Annotated in this window: 2 tRNA genes; both read right to left on the bottom strand. The window is 42.4% G+C overall.

Annotated elements, in window-relative coordinates:
• Positions 1 to 48 precede the first annotated feature (48 nt).
• A tRNA-Ala gene (locus VK90_RS22940) sits at positions 49 to 124 on the bottom strand.
• A gap of 10 nt (positions 125 to 134) precedes the next feature.
• A tRNA-Ile gene (locus tag VK90_RS22935) sits at positions 135 to 211 on the bottom strand.
• Between the last annotated feature and the right edge of the window lie 136 nt (positions 212 to 347).

Below are 347 nucleotides of genomic sequence, written 5' to 3'. Positions count from 1 at the left end.
TTATCTAGTTTTCAAAGAACATACCATTTGCTATATAAAATAGCTTTTTGGTGGAGCCTAGCGGGATCGAACCGCTGACCTCCTGCGTGCAAGGCAGGCGCTCTCCCAGCTGAGCTAAGGCCCCGTAAAATGTATGGTGGGCCTAAATGGACTCGAACCATCGACCTCACGCTTATCAGGCGTGCGCTCTAACCAGCTGAGCTATAGGCCCATACAAATTGCAGAAAATACTTATATCATATTCACATTTAAGAGTCAATACTTTTATTGAACTCTCAAAACTAAACGAAAACGAAACACGGAAACTTATATTGATGAACAGTGTTCATCAATTCTCCATAGAAAGG

Origin of the sequence: Bacillus sp. LK2 (assembly GCF_001043575.1) — a bacterium.
GTDB lineage: Bacteria > Bacillota > Bacilli > Bacillales > Bacillaceae_G > Bacillus_A > Bacillus_A paramycoides.
The sequence above is the reverse complement of the archived record's forward strand: the minus strand, read 5'-3'. Positions and strand labels throughout refer to the sequence as shown.